Raw genomic sequence first — 17645 nt, forward strand, 5'->3', positions numbered from 1 at the left:
CAAACTATCCCGCCGCAACTGGAAAGACTGCCCGGACCCGCCACCCGCCACCGGGGTTGGGACCGGCCTCCAACGAACCACCGAGCACGTTCGCGCGCTCGCGCATGCCGATCAGGCCGTTTCCGCCGGACACGGCGACCACGTCCGCGGGGGTGCCGAACCCGTCGTCGACGACCTCGAGCCGCACCTCCTCGTCGGCACGGGTCAGCCGGACCACCGCCGACGTCCCGGAGCCGGAGTGCTTCAGCACGTTGGTCAACGCCTCCTGCACGATCCGGTAGAGGCCCAGGCCGACACCGGCGGGCAGGTTGTCCAGGTCGCCGCTGATCTCCAGGCGCACCGGCACGCCCGCCGCACGGGTCTGCTCCGCGAGCTCGACGACACCCCGCGCGTCCGGCTGCGGCGCCCACTGCGTCTCGGCCTCGTCGCTGCGCAGCACGCCCAGCAGGCGGCGCATCTCGGTCAACGCCAGGCGGCCGGTCTCCGCGATGGTGCGGACGGCGTTCTCCGCCTGCTCCGGACTGGATCTGATCGTGTACAGCGCGCCGTCGGCGTGCACGATCATCACGCTCACCGAGTGCGCCACGACGTCGTGCAGTTCGCGCGCGATGCGGGATCGTTCCTCGCCAACCGCCAGCTTCGCGGCCTGGTCGCGTTCGGTCTCCAGCAGCTTGAGGCGCTGGTCCAGCTCGTTGTAGTACGCCCGGCGGGCGCCGACGAACTCGCCCAGCGCCCAGCTGAACGCGAAGATCACGAACACGACGAACAGCGCGGGCAGCGCCTCCAGCGTGCCGACCCGGAACACGGCCCACAGCACCGAGCCGATGACCAGCCACATGGCGTACAGCAGGCCCTGCTGCCTGCCCACGTACGCGACCATCGTGTACAGCGCCACGGCCAGCGCGAAGTCGCCCAGGCGCGCGGGGAACTCGCCGCTCTGGGTGAAGAGCTGGATGAACCCGCCCGCGAGGATCGCGTAGCTCGTGCCCACCGGGTGGTAGCGGCGGAACGGGATCGGCCCGACCAGCAGCAGGCCGACGAGCAGGTAGAGCGACGGTTGTATGTCCGTTGTGCCCGCCATCGAGAACACGCTGATCAGGTCGAACAGCGCGATAGACCCGGCGATCAGGGAGTCCCCGAACACCGGGTGAGCTCGCATCCACAGACTCAACCGCCGCACCGCACAAGATTAGGTACGAACCGAACCTTCGCGCGTCGCGCCACGGGCTGACTCAACGTCCGACTTGAGTTGGACGTTATTGTGTCAAGTGCTCGATACAAACGGGGGTGCGTGGTGTACGGAGTCGACCTGGCGAACGTGATCGTCCTCGGGGTCTTCGGGTTGTTGATCCTGGTCGCGCTGTGGCCGAACGAGCGCAACGGCAGGCGGTTGCTGCTCAAATGGAAGGTGACGGACCCGACGCCGGACGAGGTGGCCGAGGCGGTCCGCTACCTGAAGCGGCGCCGGTTGCTGTACCCGTGGCTGTACCTCGCGGCCGGGCTGCTCACCGGGAAGTCGCAGGGCAACATGGACGCCATCGTGATCACCGTGTTCGTCGGCACGCTGCTCGCGGAGCTGCTCGCCCTGCGCCCGCCGCGGGATCGGCAGCGGGCCGCGTCACTCACTCCGCGCGGCCTGGCGGACATCGCGTCGCCGATCGTGCTCCTCACCTACGTCGTCGGGGTGATCGTCGCGGCGGTGCTGGTCGTGCTGTGGCGCGGCGCGTTCGAGCTGGGGATGCTGCTGGGCTCGGTGGTCGTCGTCGCGGTGATCGTCTGGGCGGCGGTGAACCGGCCGGCGAGCGGTGACGCGCGCGTCGACAACGCGTTGCGCACCCGGAGCATCCACGTGTCGGCCGGCCTGGGCATCACCGTGGCACTCGGGATGGCGGGCGGCTTCGCCGCCCTGGCGGGGATTCTGCTGTGGGTCGCGATGGCCAACACGCCGCCGCGTGAGGATCTGCCGAGGCTCGTGGCGTGAGCGCGCCGCGGATCGTCGTCGACGTCGAGAGTGGCGTCGCGCCGTGGCGTCAGGTGCGCGATCAGCTCGAGCGGTTCATCACCGGTGGCGTGCTGCCGATCGGCACGCGGTTGCCCACGATCCGGCAGCTCGCCGGTGACCTCGGGCTGGCGGCGGGCACGGTCGCGCGGGCGTACCGCGAGCTGGAATCGGTGGGAGTGCTCAGAACAGGGCGAAGGCAGGGCACCGTGGTCGCTGCCCTGCCTTCGCATTCTCCGGATCCGCTCGCCCTCGCCGCGGCGGAGTACGTCGCCGTTGCCAGGTCTCTCGGTGCGAGCGAGCACCAGGCGATCGACGCCGTCCGGTTGGCTTATGAGTAGGGCTGCCGCTGTTCGATCACCTGCGGTTCGGCGATGTGCGAGTGCCGTTCCTCGTAGATGCGGTGCTCCTCGGCCATCTCGTCGGCGAGCTGGCGCTGCAGCTGCCGCTCGCGGATGCGCGAAAGGATCGCCATGGTCACCGCGTGGCACAGAGCCAGCAGGAGCAGGACGACACCGAGCTTGACGACCACGTCCTTGACCGGGTCGCCGGTGTGCACGTCGATGATCGACACCAACGCGAGGAGACCGAGCACCACGAGGTGGAACAGCACGGTCGCGAGCCGCATCATGGCGGCGGCCTCGGCCGGCTCGTACGCCTTGCGTAGGTAACGCTGGCCACTGTGGTAGATCAGCTGGCCATCGACGGCGACCAGGAGCACACCCAGCACCAGGAACGTGACGTAGCTGTCGTCCATGCGCTGTGGCTACCCGCGACCGGGCCGCTGCAAACCGTGGCACGATCAGCCGGTGACCGCGCTGCAGGGACAACAGCTCGCCGGGCCGCTTTCGGCCGCGGTGGCCGGCCTCTGCACGGCACTGCAACCCCAGGTCTCACCGCAGACCGCGGCCGGGTTCGCCGAGGTGCTGCGCCGGTTGCGCGCACCGCTGCAGGTCGCGGTCGCCGGGCGCATCAAGTCCGGAAAGTCCACGCTCGTCAACGCTTTGATCGGCCGCCGGGTCGCGCCGACCGACGTCGGTGAGTGCACCCGGCTCGTCACGCGGTTCCAGTACGGCACGGTCGACCGCATCGAAGTGATCTTCACCGACGGTCGCAGGCAGGTGCTGCCGTTCGACGCCGAGGGCATGATCCCGGCGTCGCTCGGCGTCGACATCGCGTCGGTGTCGCACGTCGAGGCGTACCTGACGAACAACGTCCTGCGCGACTTCACGGTCATCGACACGCCCGGACTCGCGTCACTCGATGCGGCATCGGTGGCGCGCACCGAGGAGCTGCTGGATCCCGTGTCGCGCAACGCGGTCGCGGGTGCGGAGGCCGTTCTCTACGTCGTCACACAGGGCGTGCGCGCCGACGACCACCAGGCGATCGCCGCGTTCACCGCGGCCACCGCGTCGCGGGAGGCCGGTCCGGTCAACGCGATCGCGGTGCTGAACAAGGTCGACGCGGTGGCGCCGGAGACCGTCGAGGGCGCGGACGGCGACGTGTGGCGGGCGGCCGAGATCCTCGCCGAGAAGCAGGCGTCGTTGCTGCGGCCGCGGGTCGCCGACGTGCTGCCGGTGATCAGCCTGCTCGCCGAGTCCGCCGAGACCGGCGCCTTCACCGCGCCGGACGCGGAGTCGTTGCGGCAGCTGGCGAACCTCGACGCGGACACCCGCGAGATGATGCTGATGTCCGGCGACCTCTTCACCAGCTGGGAGTGCGACGTCCCGAGCGGGGTGCGCGTGCGGTTGCTGGAGAAGCTGGACCTCTACGGCATCGGCCAGGCGTTGCGGGCGATCGACGCCGAACCGGCGATCACCGCCGGGGCGTTGCGGCGCAAGCTGCTCGACTCGTCCGGGTTCGCCGAGGTGCGCGGCCGGCTGGACGCCGTGTTCCGCGCTCGCGCGGACGGGATCAAGGCCGCCGCCGCGCTGGCGTCGGTGACCTCGCTGGCGTCCGGAGATCCTGGTGAACGCCGGCGCGTGCACGACGCGATCGAGGTGCTGCTCGCCAAGCCCGAGGCGCACCAGCTGCGGCTGCTGGAGGCGTTGACGCTGGTCGTCTCCGGTGCCGTCGCGCTGCCGACCGACCTCGCCGACGAGGTGCTGCGGGTCGGCAGCACGCCGGACATCCCGGGCAGACTCGGTCTGGTGGGTCGACCGGTACAGGAGCTCACCGCCTACGCACTGGAGCGCGCGGGCTGGTGGCGTTCGTTCGCGTCGTTCGGCGCCACGCCCGCGCAGGGCCGGGTGGCGCACGTCGTGCACCGGGCGTACTTCCTGATGTGGCAACAACTGCGTGCTGGGGGGCACTGATGGGTGGAACCGATCCCATGATCGATCCGTCGGAGAACGACGTGGAGACCATCTCCGACGAGCTGCTGGACCAGGCACTGGCCGAGCGGCGCGCGCTGGTGCAGCTGTGTCTGTACGCGATGGACCGGGCCCGCAGCACGGGTGTCGTGGAACGCCTGGAGGAGGGGCTCGCGGGCATCGGCGTCACCGCGGTGCGCCCGGACGGCCAGCGGTTCGACCCGGCGGTGCACGAGGCCGGTGGCACCGTGCCGACTGACGACCCGTCGCTCGACGGCCTGGTGGCCGAGACCGAGGTCGTCGGCTTCAGCGACCGGGGCCGCCCGCTCCGCGCGCCGATCGTCACGGTGTACACGCAACGGTGAGCACCCTTCCGCAGACCGTCCGCCAGACCAGGGAGAAGCTGACCGCCCTGGTCCGGGAGCTCGACCCCAAGGCCGCCGACTGGCTCGTCCCGCCGGCGACCGTGCCGACCGTCGTGGTGGTCGGTGAGACGAACCGCGGCAAGAGCTCGCTGGTCAACGCCATGCTCGCCACTCCAGGACTGTCCCCTGTGGACGCCGAGGTCGCGACGGCGACCTACCTGGTCTTCCAGCACGGAACGGAGTGGGCCGCGCGCGCGTGCTATCCGGGCCGGCACGAGCCAGTCCCGTTCGAGGTCGGCGAGATCATCAACTGGGTGTCGGCCGCGCACGAGCTGCCGCCGGGCCAGCTGCCGCCGCGCTACGTCGAGGTGGACGCGCCGATCCCGCTGCTGGAACGTATGTCCCTTGTGGACACTCCCGGTGTCGGCGGGCTCGACTCGGTGCACGGTGAGCTCGCCGCGGAGGCCGCGGCATCGGCGACCGCCCTGCTGTTCGTGGTCGACGCGTCGTCGCCGTTCACGCGGGGCGAGCTGACCTTCCTCCAGACCGTCGGCGACCGCGTGGAGACCGTGGTCTTCGCACTGACGAAGACCGACCAGTACCGCGGCTGGCGCCAGGTCCTCGAGGCGAACAAGGCCCTGCTGGCCGAGCACGCGCCGCGGTTCGCCGGCGCGGTCTTCCACCCGGTGTCGTCGCGCCTGTTCGAGATGGCCGCGAAGGCGCCGAACCCGGACGCGGGCGCGATGCTGCGCGAACGGTCGGGCATCGGCGACCTGCAGGCCGCGATGCAGGAACTCGTCGTCGGTCGCGCCGCCATGCTCGGCGAGGCGAACACGTTGCGCGCCTTGGCCACCGTCCTGGCCGAACTGGACGTCCGGCTCGACGCCGAACGCCGCGCGCTCGCCACCGGTGAGTCCGAGGCGGAGTCGTTGCGCCGCCGCCGCGACGAGCTGATGACCGAACGCCGTTCGTCGACGCGCGGCTGGCAGGTCCGCCTGCGCGGCGAGGTCCAGCGTGCCCGCGTCGAGGCGAACCACGAGATCAGCAGGCAGATGCGCGACCTGCAGACGTGGTTCCGCCAGGCGGTCGACGTGGCGTCGCGCGAGCAGCTCGCCCAGCTGCCGCACCAGGTCGACACCGCGCTGCAGGTCGTGTCGTCACGTATCAGCGCGGGCCTGGCCCACAGCCTGACCCGCGTGGCCGACGCGTCGCTGGCCGAGCTGTTCTCCGCCGACGAACTGGCGGTCATCCGCAGCCAGTTCGCGCGCGGCGCTCAGCCGCCGATCGTGTTGCGCCCCAAGGACAAACGCCCGCCCACGGCCGAGGACAAGCTGCTCGTCTTCATGGGCGTCTCCGGCGGCCTCGGCGCGGGCAAGCTGGCCGTGATGCCGCTGGCCGGCCTCGGTGTCGCCGCGCTCAACCCGATCGTCCTGCCGGTGACCATCGTGCTCGGCCTGGGCGCCGGCTGGTGGATGGCCCGCACCCGCACCCACACGGCCGAGAAGCAGCACGTCAAGCAGTGGCTCTCGGACGCCATCGCGGACGCCCGGTCCACCCTGGACCAGCTCGCCGCCGAGCAGCTGATCGAGGCCGAGCAGGCCCTGTCGCTGGCGCTCGACGAGGCGTTGACCAGGCGGATCGAGGCCATCGAGGCCGAGCTGCGCGAGGTCGAGAAGGCGATGCGCATGGAGGCCGGCGAACGCGGCCGCGAGCTGCAGGCCGTCACGCGCAGGATCGCCGAGGTGCAGTCGGGCCGGGAACGCGTCGACGAGCTACTGACGCGAATCCGCGCGGTCCGCGACCGGGCCTGAAAAGGCATAACGAGCGTCGCTTCGCCGGGTTACGACACCCGTTCAGAATTAATCGAGCAATGCTCATTTTGCCTGGTCAGTGCACCGTTGTCGACGCAACTTAAATGCGTGTGTCCGGGACCGCTCCGCGCACGTGCATTTGTCTGGAATGCAAGTTCACGATCACGTCATCGAATGGGAATGCCGGTTAATTCGCCGCTGCTTGTCTTCTGAGCCATGAAGCTGCAGCGAGACCAGGTGGTCGCGGCGAGCCTGGTGGGCACCGTGGTCGTCGTGCTCGGGTTCGCGTCCGGCATCGGTGGCGTGCCGCAGGCGCAGAGCGTTCCCCCACCGACACCGCCGCGCCCGACCCAGCACGAGCAACCGCACCCGCCGGCCGAGCACGTGCCGCAACCGGTGGCGCACAATCCCGTTCCGGCCGCGCACGTGCCCGCACCACACGTGCCGGCACCGTCCTACTCGCATCCGAGCGTGCCGTCGCCGACGACCTCGGTTCCCACCACGACCTCGTCCGCACCGGCTCGGCCATGCGACGCGGGCGGACTCACGAAACTGTTGCACGACTTGGGTTTGCTCATCGGCGATCTGCCCATCGTGGGTGAGCTGACCGAGGGCACGAAGGCCGTCGACGAGCTGCCGTTGCTGGGCGGCCTGTTGCCCCCGTTGGAACTTCCGGACGGCTGCAAGGTCGTCGTGGACGACCGGACCGGCAAGATCACCGGACTGCTGGGTACGCCGTGAGCGAGGCGGCCAGGTCCTGGTACCTGCTGGCGCGGTCGTTCGACTACGTCGGCACGACGCTCTTCCTGGGCGGCATGGCGTTCGTCGCGTTCCTCTGGCCGGACGGCGCGAACACCGCACGGGTGCGCCGGCTGCTCGGGTTCGGCTGGCTGTGCGGGTTCGCGGGCACGGTCGCCGGCTTGTGCTTCCAGGCGGCGTGGGTGGCCGGGAAGGGGCCTGAGCTCAGCTGGCCGGTCGTGGAACCGGTGCTGCACAGCCCGTTCGGCCGCGTGTGGGTGGCGCGCACGTTGTTGTGGGTGCTGGCGCTCGTGGTCCTGATCGACCTGTCCCGGCGTGGGCGGACGGCGGCTCGGTCGCTCGCCTGGCGGGTGGGCGCCATTGCCGTCGGGCTCGGTGTCCTGCGCACCAACGGGATGACGGGGCACGCGCTCGACCTGCCCGGCTGGGGACAGGTCGTCGTGTTCGTGCACCTGCTCGTGGTGTGCGTGTGGGTCGGCGGTCTCGCCGTGCTGCTGCTCGCCGTGCTGCCGAGCCGGGACCGGGACGTGCTCACCGACGTCCTGCCGCGCTACTCGAAGCTCGCGATGTTCTCCGTCGCGACGATCACCGCGGCGGGCGCGCTGCTCGCGTGGCGGCTCGTCGGGTCGCTGGATGCGTTGCTGCACACCGGATACGGGCGAACGCTGCTGCTGAAGCTCGTGATCTTCGCGGCGATGCTGCTCGCCGGACTGGCCAGCAAAACGTGGGTGGACCGGCGGCTCGCGGTAGCCACGACCGCCCGCGGCATCACCCTCTCGGTCGCCTTCGAGACGGTCCTCGCCGTCGTCGTACTCGGGGTGGCCGCCTTCCTCGTCACGACCGCTCCCGGTCGCTGATGCACCAGAAAGGATCCACTGTGGACAAGACAACGAGGTTCGCCGTGCTGGTCGCGGCACTCGGTATCGCAGGGACGGCGTTGTGTCTCAGCGCCGTGGGCTCGAGCCCGGCGGCAACCCCGGCCGTCGACCTCGCGGCACAGCAACAGGCCGCGGCGTCGAAGAGCGTCGAGATCATGAACTACGCCTACTCGCCCGCGTCGCTGACGATCGCGGCCGGTGACACGGTCGTCTGGACGAACCACGACTCCGCGCCGCACAACGTCGTGGTCTCCGACGGGCCGGAGAAGTTCACCTCGCCCACGCTGCAGCAGGGCCAGACGTTCAGCTACACGTTCAGCAAGGCCGGCACGTACTCGTACTACTGCTCGGTCCACCCGGACATGAAGGCGTCGGTCACCGTGTCCGGCACGACGACCACCACCGCCCCGCCGACGACGACCACCACGACCACCGCTCCTCCGACGAGCCACCCCACCACCCATCCGAGCCCGACGACCACCGCACCGCCGTCCAGCGGCAAGTGCGTGTCGAAGGAGACGCTCGCCCCGTTCGTCGCCCACCTCAAGGCGGCGCACCTGGAGACGTCGCCGTTGCAGCAGGTGAACGACGCGCTGGCGTTCGACAACTACATCAAGGCGCACACCGTCCTGTTCGAGCAGATGCTCGACCCGGCCCTCAGCTCCTCGCTGCCACAGGAAGCGCTGGCGCCGTTCATCGCGCACGTCAAGGCGGCGCACCTGGAGACGTCGCCGTTGCAGCAGGTCAATGACGCGCTGGCGTTCGACAACTACATCAAGGCGCACACCGTCCTGTTCGAGCAGATGCTCGACCCGGCGTTCAACCAGGCGATCTGCTGATGCGGCGCGGCCTGGCCAGCGCCGTCCTGGCCGCGTTCGCCGTGCTGGGCATCCCCGGCACGGCGCCCGCCGTCGAGACGCACGCGGTGTCGATCGCGAACTACGCCTACGCCCCGGCGTCCATGACCGTCCACGTCGGCGACGTCGTCACGTGGACCAACTCCGACCAGGCACCGCACGACGTGGCCGCGGGAACGTTCCGCTCACCGATGCTGTCGACCGGTCAGTCGTGGAGCTACACCTTCACCCAGCCGGGGACCTACGACTACGTGTGCTCGATCCACCCCGACATGCGGGCCCGGATCACCGTGCTCGCGCCCGTGACCACGGCCGCGCCCGCCCCTGCGGCACCCGTGCCGACGACAACAACCACTTCGGAACCCGTGCCGACGACCACGACGACCAGCGCCGTTGTGGCGACCGCGGCGCCGGTGGCCCCCACGGCGACGCTTCAGCCGATGTTGCTGCTGGCAGGTCTGGTGGCGGCCGTGACGACGCTCTGCCTGTTGCTGATCGGGTCGCGGCCGGATCGCACCTAACCGAACGGCTTGACCGCCGCGAGCACAGTCGTGTCGTCGTACTTCACGAAGGCCACGGTGTACGCGATGCCGTTCCCGCCGACCCACACCGTCGTGGGCACGGTGGGCATGGACCGGCGCAGACCCGCGTACGGCCTGGACAGCACGAAGTCCTCGACATGTCCTGGGAACCGCACCCGCAGCCGCGAAGAGCCGGGGGCGACCTCCGCGTGCCCGCGCCGCCACTCGCTCACGCCCAGCCTGCGCGACCACCGCACGACACCGAGCACGCCGCCCGCGCCGACGATCAGGCCGAGCACGCCGCCCACGGCGGAGATGACGAAGCCGGGGTTCATGTTCATCTCGGCCGTCGTGCGCACCCGTCCGGCCGGGTCCTTCGGGTCGTAGATCACCGTGACCTGGTCGCCGGGCAGGTAGTCGTGCGAGATCGGCACTTGGACCCGGTACTCGCGCTGGTCGCCTCCGGCGAAGTAGCCGATCACGATGCTGCGCGACTGGACCGACTTCACGTGCCCCGGCACGCGCACGCCGGTCCGGAGCAACTCGGTCTCCGCCGCGTCCGTCGCGTACCAGCCGAAACCGCCCCCGATCAGCAGCACCGCGCCGATCACCGCGGACCGCACGCCCGCGCTGCGCAGCCGGCGCACGAGAACGGGCAGCGCCGCCGGGTCCAGGGTTCTTCGGAAGCGTCTTCTCGGCACCTGGTCCTCCCCCCAGAAGTCCGATCACGACCTTTCAACGCGACAACGCCTCCAGGCGTTGAGGTTGGCGACGGAACCGATCCGGCATAACGTGGGTCTTACCGGTACGCAAGAGCGCAGGAGGTGTTCCGGTGTACATCGACGAGAACGGTGCGGCCGACGGCGAGCTGAAGGTCACCGTCGCGGACGAGGAGTACACCGCGGAGGCCACGTTCGACCTCGACAGCGACGGCGTGAACGACAGCGCGGTGGTCGAGACCGACGACGGTGGACACCTTGCGTTCACCGACACCGACGGCGATGGCGACGCCGATCTGATGAGCACGTTCGACAAGGACGGGAAACTGCTCAGTCAGGCGCGCTTCGAAGAGAATTCGGGCGAGTGGGTCGAGGTGGACCCGAACGACCACACGCAACAAAAGACGAATTCCACGCAACAACAAACCATTGTCGTGGACACCGACGAGGGCGATCGAAAGGTCGGCCCGGCCACCGAGGACACCGACGGCGACGGCAAGGCGGACACCGCCGTGGTGCAGGACGCCGACGGCGACACGTGGCTGTTCACCGACCGCGACGGCGACGGGCACGCGGACCTCTCGACCGAGATCACCCGGTCAGGCGAGGTCACGATGTCGGAACACCGTGGTGACGACTGGGTTGAGGTCGAGCACGGGCACATCGACTCCGACGGCCGCTACGTCACGGACAGCAAGAGCGGGGTCCTCGACGACGCCGAGGAGTGGTACACGGCGGAGCGGTTCGACGGCGTGGTCCGAATCGATTCGACCACCGGCCAGTGGATCAGCCCCAACTGAAGTCCAGGTCACAGCCGTTCGGGTGTGGTGAGTGCCGCATCTTCGACCCTTGTGTTTTCCCGGTTTAAGGAAGACATAACGCCGTCCGTGTGCTGAATCGATTCCAGAATCGGTTTTGTGAGAGAAGCCTCAGGTCTGGCGTGTGTTACCCGCCATTAACCCGGCTAACCTCGGTTCATCCCCTACAGCTACCGCCCGGCCCCAACCGGGCGGGCGCAGCCTTTTCCGAGGACGACGAAGTCCACCAGGACCCACACGTGCTCGGGCGGCCGAGGCGTTCAGTCAGGAGACGAGACGAGATGACGGCAGTGACCATTCCCGGTCTCGATCAGGCACCTACCAACCACGCGCGCCTGCTTGCTTGGGTGCAGGAAGTCGCCGAGCTGACCTGCCCCGACGAGGTGGTGTGGGCCGACGGATCCCCGGAGGAGTGGACCCGCCTGACCCAGAAGCTCGTCGACGCCGGCACCTTCGTGCCGCTGAAGAAGAAGCCCAACTCGTTCTGGGCTGCCTCGGACCCCACGGACGTCGCGCGGGTCGAGGAGCGCACGTTCATCTGTTCGGTGCGCGAGGAGGACGCGGGCCCGACGAACAACTGGATGGAGCCTTCGGAGATGAAGGCCATCATGACCGAGCTGTACCGGGGCTGCATGCGTGGCCGCACGATGTACGTGATCCCGTTCTGCATGGGCCCGCTGGACGCGGAGAAGCCGATGCTCGGCGTCGAGATCACCGACTCGGAGTACGTCGTCGTCTCCATGCACATCATGACCCGCATGGGCACCAAGGCCCTCGCCCGCTTCGGCGAGGACGCGGACTTCGTCCCCGCGCTGCACTCGCTGGGCGCGCCGCTCGAGCCCGGCCAGGAAGACGTGCAGTGGCCGTGCAACGACACCAAGTACATCAGCCACTTCCCGGAGACGCGGGAGATCTGGAGCTTCGGCTCCGGCTACGGCGGCAACGCCCTGCTCGGCAAGAAGTGTTACTCGCTGCGCATCGCCTCGGTGATGGCGCGCGACGAGGGCTGGCTCGCCGAGCACATGCTGATCCTCAAGCTCACCTCGCCGGAGAACAAGGTCTACTTCATCGCGGCCGCGTTCCCGTCGGCGTGCGGCAAGACCAACCTCGCGATGCTCGAGCCGACCATCCCCGGCTGGAAGGTCGAGACGCTCGGCGACGACATCGCGTGGATGCGCTTCGGCAAGGACGGCCGGCTGTACGCGGTGAACCCGGAGAACGGCTTCTTCGGCGTCGCGCCCGGCACGGACTACCACACCAACCCGAACGCGATGCGCACCATCGCGAAGGGCAACTCGCTGTTCACCAACGTCGCGCTGACCGACGACGGCGACATCTGGTGGGAGGGCATGGGCGAGCCCCCGGCCCACCTTACCTCGTGGAAGCACCAGGACTGGACGCCGGACAGCGACGAGCTCTCGTCGCACCCGAACTCCCGCTACTGCACTCCGATCGAGCAGTGCGACATCAAGGCGCCCGAGTGGGACGACCCCAACGGCGTGCCGATCTCGGCGATCTTCTTCGGTGGCCGCCGCGCCACGACGATCCCGCTGGTCACCGAGTCCCGCGACTGGCAGCACGGCACCTACATGGGCGCCACGCTGTCGTCGGAGACCACGGCCGCCGCGGTCGGCAAGACCGGTGTCGTGCGCCGCGACCCGATGGCGATGCTGCCGTTCATCGGCTACAACGCCGGTGACTACTTCCAGCACTGGGTCGACCTCGGCAAGCGCGCCGACGCCGACAAGCTGCCGAAGATCTTCTACGTCAACTGGTTCCGCCGCGGTGACGACAAGCGTTTCCTGTGGCCTGGGTTCGGCGAGAACTCGCGCATCCTGAAGTGGGCGATCGAGCGCATCGAGGGCAAGGCCGCCGCGCAGGAGACGCCGATCGGTTACGTGCCGACCGCCGCCGACCTGGACCTCGAGGGCCTGGACGCGCCGATCGAGGACGTCGAGGCCGCGCTCAAGGTCGACGTCGACGAGTGGCGTGCCGAGATCCCGCTGGTCGAGGAGTGGTTCGACAAGATCGGTGAGAAGGTCCCGACGACCCTGCGCGACGAGCTGGCGGCGCTGAAGCAGCGACTCGGCTGATCGAGTTGTGTTAGGTGACCCGGTGGACAACGGCGTCCACCGGGTCATTCTTTTGAGGTAAACCTGTCGTGTGACGCAGCACGACGACGACCTCCCCGGCGGTCTCCACTTCGACGGCTCCACACGCGACGTCCAGGTCGGTCCGATGACCGGAATCGTGCGTTATTACCCCGTACCTGTGGATCAACGGCCGGTGCCGCGCACCCGGTGGTGGCGGCCGGTGTTGTTGTTCGCCGCCGGACTCCTACTAGGGGTTGTGCTCGGCGCGGTGTTGTCCACCGTCGTCCTCTGAGTTGTCCACAACCTGTGGATCGAGTTGTGCACAGCCTGTGCAGAAGTCGGGAGTGAACCACACCCCCTCCGGGTACGTCCTATATGTGAGTGGCGGTCACGAAGATCGCACCGGAGGAAAGGGAGGTGTGCCATGGGGATCGTTGCGGGAGCCGCGATGCTGGTGCTGTCCCTGGCCGCCGTGCTCATGGTCTCGGTCGCCCAGGTCGTGCGCGAGCAGTCAGTTCGGCAGCGGCTTGTCGCCAAGGCCCCACAGCCGGCCGGTGAAGGCACGGGACGTTTCCGCGTAGCAGATCGCGTTCGTCCAACCTTCTGACCAGGCCTGCGATCCGAAGGTCCGCCACGCGACGCTGACGTCGGTGCGCTTGCTGGATCCGACGTAGTCGGTGACGGCCTTCGTGCACTTCTCCTCGGCCATCTTGTTGATGTCTTCCTGCGACGGCGCGGGATCCGTGTTCTTCCCGAGCGCCACCACGCCGGGCACCGCCTCGCCCACGTGCGGCTTGTCGCACGCGGTGAGCGTGAGCTTCGCGTCGCGGGACGGCGAACCCGACGAACAGAGCTGGTAGGTGCCGAACCCGGAAGCGGCGAGCACGCCCTTGACGCTTCCGGTTCGGCTCACCTTCTTCTCGTCCGGAGCCAGCTCGATGACGGAGCACAACCGCCAGCGCTGGCCGTCCTCCCAGCCCTTCTTGTTGGGCCAGAACGCCCACACCTGCAGCCGGGTGGCGTCCGCGTCCTTGCTGCCGAGGTACTCGGTCAGCGCCTCGCGGCACGGCGGCAACGCGGCCCGCCGCAGGTCCCGCTCGTCCGGATAGTCCTTGGACAGCCCCGAGATCTCGCCCATCGCGGTGACCTCGGCCTCGTGCGGCGAGTTGCAGTCGAGCGCCTTGAACTCCGCGGAGTTCATGCACTGCCCGACCTTCGGCAGGTCCGGCGCGGGTGCGGAGGCGGTGGAGGGCAACGGTCCGGGGACCGCCTGACCGCCGATGTGCCGGGCGCAGCCGGAGACCGCGACCAACGTCAAGAGGACAACCACCGCCTGCCGCACATGCTTCACACCGCTGAGACTAGAGCCACCACTTGGTTCGCGATGTTCCGGCGTTCGAGTTCGAAGGCCGGATCGGTGATCGCCGCCGGATCCGCGGGCTGTCCGAGCACCGGCGTGTGCAGGTGTCCACCGAGGACATTGGTGGCGCCCATGCCGACGCGCACGCGGTTCGCGCGGTACATGCTCTCGTTGGACAGATAGTTGCCACCGCCGCCGGACTGGGCGAACGCGCCCGGCGTCGGCTGGTCGGCGCGGCACGACGGGTTCCCCGCGCCGGGCGCCGCGGGCCATTCGCAGAACGACAGGTTGAACTGCACCGGGTACGGCGTCGTCTTCGCGTCGATCATCTTCTGCTGCGGCAGCGTCGTCTCGATGAACTCGAGCGCCGGCTGCGGCCATCCCGCCGCGTTCGGCGTCGTGCCGACCGAGCGCAGGTCGTTGTTGTCCGGGAAGCCGCCCCGCCAGCGCGCCGCCCACCGTTCGATGTCGAACCGGCCGGGCCGCCCCTGGCTGACCGTCACGAACGCGTCGGGCTTCTGCTTGAGCCCATTGCCGTAGAACTGCTCGACGATCCCCTCGTCGAACCCGCCCCACAACACCGGCAGCACGGCCGTCTGGATGACGACCTTGCCCTGCGGGGTGTCGATCTCCCGCCCGTCGAGCTGCAACGCCGCCGCGCCCGCGGGGTTGCTGCGCCGCACGGTCGGCCCGTTCAGCTGGAACGGGTCGAAGCCGGTCACCAGGATTCGCCGGGCCTGCTGCTGCGGGAACCGGACGTCGGAGAGGCCGCGCGACGCCCAGTCGAACCGCTGGATCAGTGCCGCCCGCTCACCCCCGTCGATCTGATGAGTCCACTGCCGCAGCGCCTTGGTGATCTGCAGCCGGGCCCAGTAGAGCGGCCGGTCGTCGAACCGGTCGTGCTGCTGCTCCTTGCCCTGGGCACGCCGCACGGCCGCCCGCCACAGGTCGTTCCCGCCCTGCTCGGCGAGCACCTGCGCCTGTTTCAACGACGGTGCCCGGCACAGCCGGCTGGTGAACCGCCGCACGTCGTCGTCGAACCCGGCTCTGGAGACCAGCTCCGGCCCGACCGCGGGTCCGCCGGGCGCCAGGGTGTCGTCGAGGCGCTGCTCCTCGACCGTCAGCGGTGCCTTGTCGTCGAAACAGGCGGCCTTGTCCTGGGCGTTCGCGACGCCGGGCAGGCCCACCAGACTCACCGCGAGCAGGGCGGCCAAGCTGCTTATGTTCTTCACGCGCCGATCCTGTCCGGGGTACGTGGTCCGGACCACCCTTCGTTAGGACGGTTACCGGCCGCGGCCACCTCGACCCCGGCCGCCTCGAGCGCCGCGCGCACCGCCCGAGCCACCGCGACGGCACCCGGCGTGTCCCCGTGCACGCAGATGGAGTCGGCGCGCACGGTCACGGCCCGCCCGTCGATGCCGCGCACCCAGCCCTCGGTGGCGAGCTGCACGCACCGTTCCGCGATCTCCGCCGGCTGATGCAGCACGGCGCCCGGTAACCCGCGGGGCACCAGGGTTCCAGACGCCGTGTACGCGCGATCGGCGAACGCCTCGTACCTGACGGAGAGCCCGGCGACCGCCGCTCGCTTCAGCCACACCGCGCCCGGCAGGCCGAGCACGGCCAGCCGTGGATCGAACAGCCGCACGGCGTCGACCACCGCGTCGGCCTGCGCCTCGTGTCGCACCAGGGCGTTGTAGAGCGCCCCGTGCGGCTTCACGTACGAGATCCGGGCGCCCTCGACGGCCGCACACGCCGCCAGTGCGCCCAGCTGGCACAACACCTCGTTCGTCAGGGTGTCGGGGGCGACGTCGATGAACCGCCGGCCGAACCCCGCCAGGTCGCGGTACCCGACGTGGGCACCCAGGGCGACTCCTCGCGCGGCTGCCAGGGCGCACACGCGCCGCATCGTGTCCGGATCGCCCGCGTGGTGGCCGCAGGCGACGTTCGCGCTGGTGACGACGTCGAGCAGACCGAGATCGTCACCCATGGTCCAGTGGCCGAAGCCTTCGCCGAGGTCCGCGTTCAGGTCCACAATCCCACCATCTCCTTTGTAGGATTGTTCAACGATACTTCAATCCAGCAATCCAGCAATACCCCAGTAGGATTGTTGAACATGACGGACACGTGGGTGGAGGCGCTCGCCGGGGGGAAGGCCGACCTCGAACGCGTCAGCACGGCACAGAAGGTCGCGGACATGATCCGCAGCCGGGTGCTCAAGGGCGAGCTGGAGCCGGGTCTGCGCCTCTCGGAAGAGGCGCTGGGCACTGCGCTCGGCGTCAGCCGCAACACGCTACGTGAGGCGTTTCGCCTGCTCACACACGACCGACTCCTGGTACATGAGCACAGTCGCGGGGTGTTCGTCCGCGTCCCGACCGCGGCGGACGTGCGCGACCTCTACACCGCGCGCCGGGTCATCGAGTGCGGCGCGCTGCGGCTGTGGCCGGCCGCCGACAAGGCCGCGAAGGACGCCGTGCGGCAGGCGGTCGACTTCGCCGTCAAGGGCGCCGCCAAGGACAACTGGAACGACGTCGGCACCGGAAACATCCGGTTCCACCAGGCGATCACCCGGCTGGCCGGCAGTGACCGCCTCAACGAAGAAGGTGACCGGCTGTACGCCGAGGTGCGGCTCGCGTTCCAGGTCATCAAGGAGACCAGGAGCTTCTACGAGCGCTACCTCGTGTGGAATCGCACCATTGTCGAACTGCTGAGCAAGGACGAAGTCGATCAAGCGGTCGAGTCCCTGGCCGAGTACTTCCGCATCGCCGAGGAAGACCTGGTCACGCACCTGCCGTCCAGTTAGTCAGACGGTCACGATTGGAATGTCATCCGCGCAACGAGCGGGTGATCAGGCCTAACATCCGCGCAACACCGCGTACACGGAGGGCCACCATGCCGTCTGACCGCAAGGCCAACTTGCGCTGGAGCAACTGGAACCTGCTCCTGCTGGTCCCGTTGCTGATGTTGATCACGCCGTGGTTCAACAAGGACATGCCGAGACTCTTCGGCATGCCGTTCTTCTACTGGTACCAGTTCGCGTGGGTGCCGGTGGGCGTTCTCTGCGTTCTGCTGGTCTACGTCAAGACCAAGGACACCCCGACCACGAAGGGGCCGGACAAGCTGGGCGTCGACGAGCTGGACGAGGGGGCGAACTGA

At 69.1% G+C, this 17645-nt stretch carries 20 protein-coding genes; 14 read left to right on the plus strand and 6 right to left on the minus strand.

Annotated features, from left to right (window positions below; translation table 11 throughout):
* Window positions 1-4 precede the first annotated feature (4 nt).
* Complete coding sequence (locus QSK35_RS26285; protein WP_502881720.1) at window positions 5-1180, minus strand: sensor histidine kinase; 1176 nt, start codon at window positions 1178-1180, stop codon at window positions 5-7.
* Window positions 1181-1294: 114 nt separating this feature from the next.
* On the opposite strand from QSK35_RS26285, the gene QSK35_RS26290 reads away from it, so the two are divergent.
* Together QSK35_RS26290 and QSK35_RS26295 are read left to right on the plus strand one after the other, a co-directional pair.
* On the plus strand, window positions 1295-1981 hold the full coding sequence (locus QSK35_RS26290; RefSeq protein WP_285750178.1) for a hypothetical protein: 687 nt from the start codon (window positions 1295-1297) through the stop codon (window positions 1979-1981).
* Window positions 1978-2340, plus strand: a complete 363-nt coding sequence (locus QSK35_RS26295) for a GntR family transcriptional regulator (protein WP_285750179.1) — start codon at window positions 1978-1980, stop codon at window positions 2338-2340. Before QSK35_RS26290 ends, QSK35_RS26295 begins: the two co-directional genes overlap by 4 nt.
* Here the strand turns inward: QSK35_RS26295 and QSK35_RS26300 are convergent.
* The gene (locus QSK35_RS26300) at window positions 2331-2756 is read right to left on the minus strand and encodes a hypothetical protein (protein ID WP_285750180.1); all 426 of its coding nucleotides are present in this window, start codon (window positions 2754-2756) and stop codon (window positions 2331-2333) included. The two genes, QSK35_RS26295 and QSK35_RS26300, sit on opposite strands and share 10 nt — an antisense overlap.
* A gap of 52 nt (window positions 2757-2808) precedes the next feature.
* Here QSK35_RS26300 and QSK35_RS26305 point away from each other — a divergent pair, with 52 nt between their 5' ends.
* The 7 genes from QSK35_RS26305 to QSK35_RS26335 all read left to right on the plus strand — a co-directional run bounded on the left by QSK35_RS26305 (window position 2809) and on the right by QSK35_RS26335 (window position 9502).
* Window positions 2809-4314, plus strand: a complete 1506-nt coding sequence (locus tag QSK35_RS26305; protein ID WP_285750181.1) for a dynamin family protein — start codon at window positions 2809-2811, stop codon at window positions 4312-4314.
* Window positions 4284-4676, plus strand: coding sequence for a nucleotide exchange factor GrpE (gene grpE, locus QSK35_RS26310; RefSeq protein WP_502881721.1), 393 nt, complete (start codon window positions 4284-4286; stop codon window positions 4674-4676). The genes QSK35_RS26305 and grpE overlap by 31 nt, the downstream gene beginning before the upstream one ends.
* Window positions 4673-6487: a dynamin family protein gene (locus QSK35_RS26315; RefSeq protein ID WP_285750182.1), complete on the plus strand. Its 1815-nt coding sequence runs from the start codon at window positions 4673-4675 to the stop codon at window positions 6485-6487. The genes grpE and QSK35_RS26315 overlap by 4 nt, the downstream gene beginning before the upstream one ends.
* 216 nt (window positions 6488-6703) lie before the next feature.
* Entirely contained in the window at window positions 6704-7228 is a 525-nt protein-coding gene (locus tag QSK35_RS26320; protein WP_285750183.1) for a hypothetical protein, read from the plus strand.
* Complete coding sequence (locus QSK35_RS26325) at window positions 7225-8103, plus strand: CopD family protein (protein WP_285750184.1); 879 nt, start codon at window positions 7225-7227, stop codon at window positions 8101-8103. The genes QSK35_RS26320 and QSK35_RS26325 overlap by 4 nt, the downstream gene beginning before the upstream one ends.
* 20 nt (window positions 8104-8123) lie before the next feature.
* Entirely contained in the window at window positions 8124-8963 is an 840-nt protein-coding gene (locus tag QSK35_RS26330) for a cupredoxin domain-containing protein (protein ID WP_285750185.1), read from the plus strand.
* Window positions 8963-9502 (plus strand): cupredoxin domain-containing protein, encoded by a 540-nt coding sequence (locus QSK35_RS26335; RefSeq protein ID WP_285750186.1) that lies wholly within the window; start codon window positions 8963-8965, stop codon window positions 9500-9502. The genes QSK35_RS26330 and QSK35_RS26335 overlap by 1 nt, the downstream gene beginning before the upstream one ends.
* Here the strand turns inward: QSK35_RS26335 and QSK35_RS26340 are convergent.
* A complete protein-coding gene (locus QSK35_RS26340; protein ID WP_285750187.1) occupies window positions 9499-10203 on the minus strand; it encodes a DUF3592 domain-containing protein in 705 nt (234 codons plus the stop codon). The two genes, QSK35_RS26335 and QSK35_RS26340, sit on opposite strands and share 4 nt — an antisense overlap.
* Before the next feature lie 131 nt (window positions 10204-10334).
* Between QSK35_RS26340 and QSK35_RS26345 the strand changes: the two genes are divergently transcribed.
* The 3 genes from QSK35_RS26345 to QSK35_RS26355 all read left to right on the plus strand — a co-directional run bounded on the left by QSK35_RS26345 (window position 10335) and on the right by QSK35_RS26355 (window position 13424).
* Window positions 10335-11021, plus strand: coding sequence for a DUF6802 family protein (locus tag QSK35_RS26345; protein WP_285750188.1), 687 nt, complete (start codon window positions 10335-10337; stop codon window positions 11019-11021).
* A 299-nt stretch (window positions 11022-11320) separates the two neighbouring features.
* Entirely contained in the window at window positions 11321-13132 is a 1812-nt protein-coding gene (locus tag QSK35_RS26350; RefSeq protein ID WP_285750189.1) for a phosphoenolpyruvate carboxykinase (GTP), read from the plus strand.
* 70 nt (window positions 13133-13202) lie between these two features.
* On the plus strand, window positions 13203-13424 hold the full coding sequence (locus tag QSK35_RS26355) for a hypothetical protein (protein WP_285750190.1): 222 nt from the start codon (window positions 13203-13205) through the stop codon (window positions 13422-13424).
* A 219-nt stretch (window positions 13425-13643) separates the two neighbouring features.
* Here QSK35_RS26355 and QSK35_RS26360 read toward each other — a convergent pair whose 3' ends face one another.
* Genes QSK35_RS26360 through QSK35_RS26370 form a run of 3 tightly spaced genes read right to left on the minus strand, consistent with a single transcriptional unit; the run spans window position 13644 to window position 16524 of the window.
* Complete coding sequence (locus tag QSK35_RS26360) at window positions 13644-14483, minus strand: septum formation family protein (RefSeq protein ID WP_285750191.1); 840 nt, start codon at window positions 14481-14483, stop codon at window positions 13644-13646.
* Window positions 14480-15724 (minus strand): pyroglutamyl-peptidase I, encoded by a 1245-nt coding sequence (locus tag QSK35_RS26365; RefSeq protein WP_285750192.1) that lies wholly within the window; start codon window positions 15722-15724, stop codon window positions 14480-14482. Before QSK35_RS26365 ends, QSK35_RS26360 begins: the two co-directional genes overlap by 4 nt.
* Window positions 15721-16524 carry a LamB/YcsF family protein gene (locus tag QSK35_RS26370; protein ID WP_285750193.1) on the minus strand — a complete coding sequence of 268 codons (804 nt, stop codon included), beginning with the start codon at window positions 16522-16524 and terminating at the stop codon, window positions 15721-15723. Before QSK35_RS26370 ends, QSK35_RS26365 begins: the two co-directional genes overlap by 4 nt.
* A gap of 81 nt (window positions 16525-16605) precedes the next feature.
* Here QSK35_RS26370 and QSK35_RS26375 point away from each other — a divergent pair, with 81 nt between their 5' ends.
* Both QSK35_RS26375 and QSK35_RS26380 read left to right on the plus strand, forming a co-directional pair.
* Window positions 16606-17292 (plus strand): GntR family transcriptional regulator, encoded by a 687-nt coding sequence (locus QSK35_RS26375; protein ID WP_352244148.1) that lies wholly within the window; start codon window positions 16606-16608, stop codon window positions 17290-17292.
* A gap of 89 nt (window positions 17293-17381) precedes the next feature.
* Window positions 17382-17645 carry a DUF3311 domain-containing protein gene (locus QSK35_RS26380; RefSeq protein ID WP_285750194.1) on the plus strand — a complete coding sequence of 88 codons (264 nt, stop codon included), beginning with the start codon at window positions 17382-17384 and terminating at the stop codon, window positions 17643-17645.

Source organism: Lentzea sp. NBRC 105346 (assembly GCF_030269605.1).
Classification (GTDB): domain Bacteria; phylum Actinomycetota; class Actinomycetes; order Mycobacteriales; family Pseudonocardiaceae; genus Lentzea.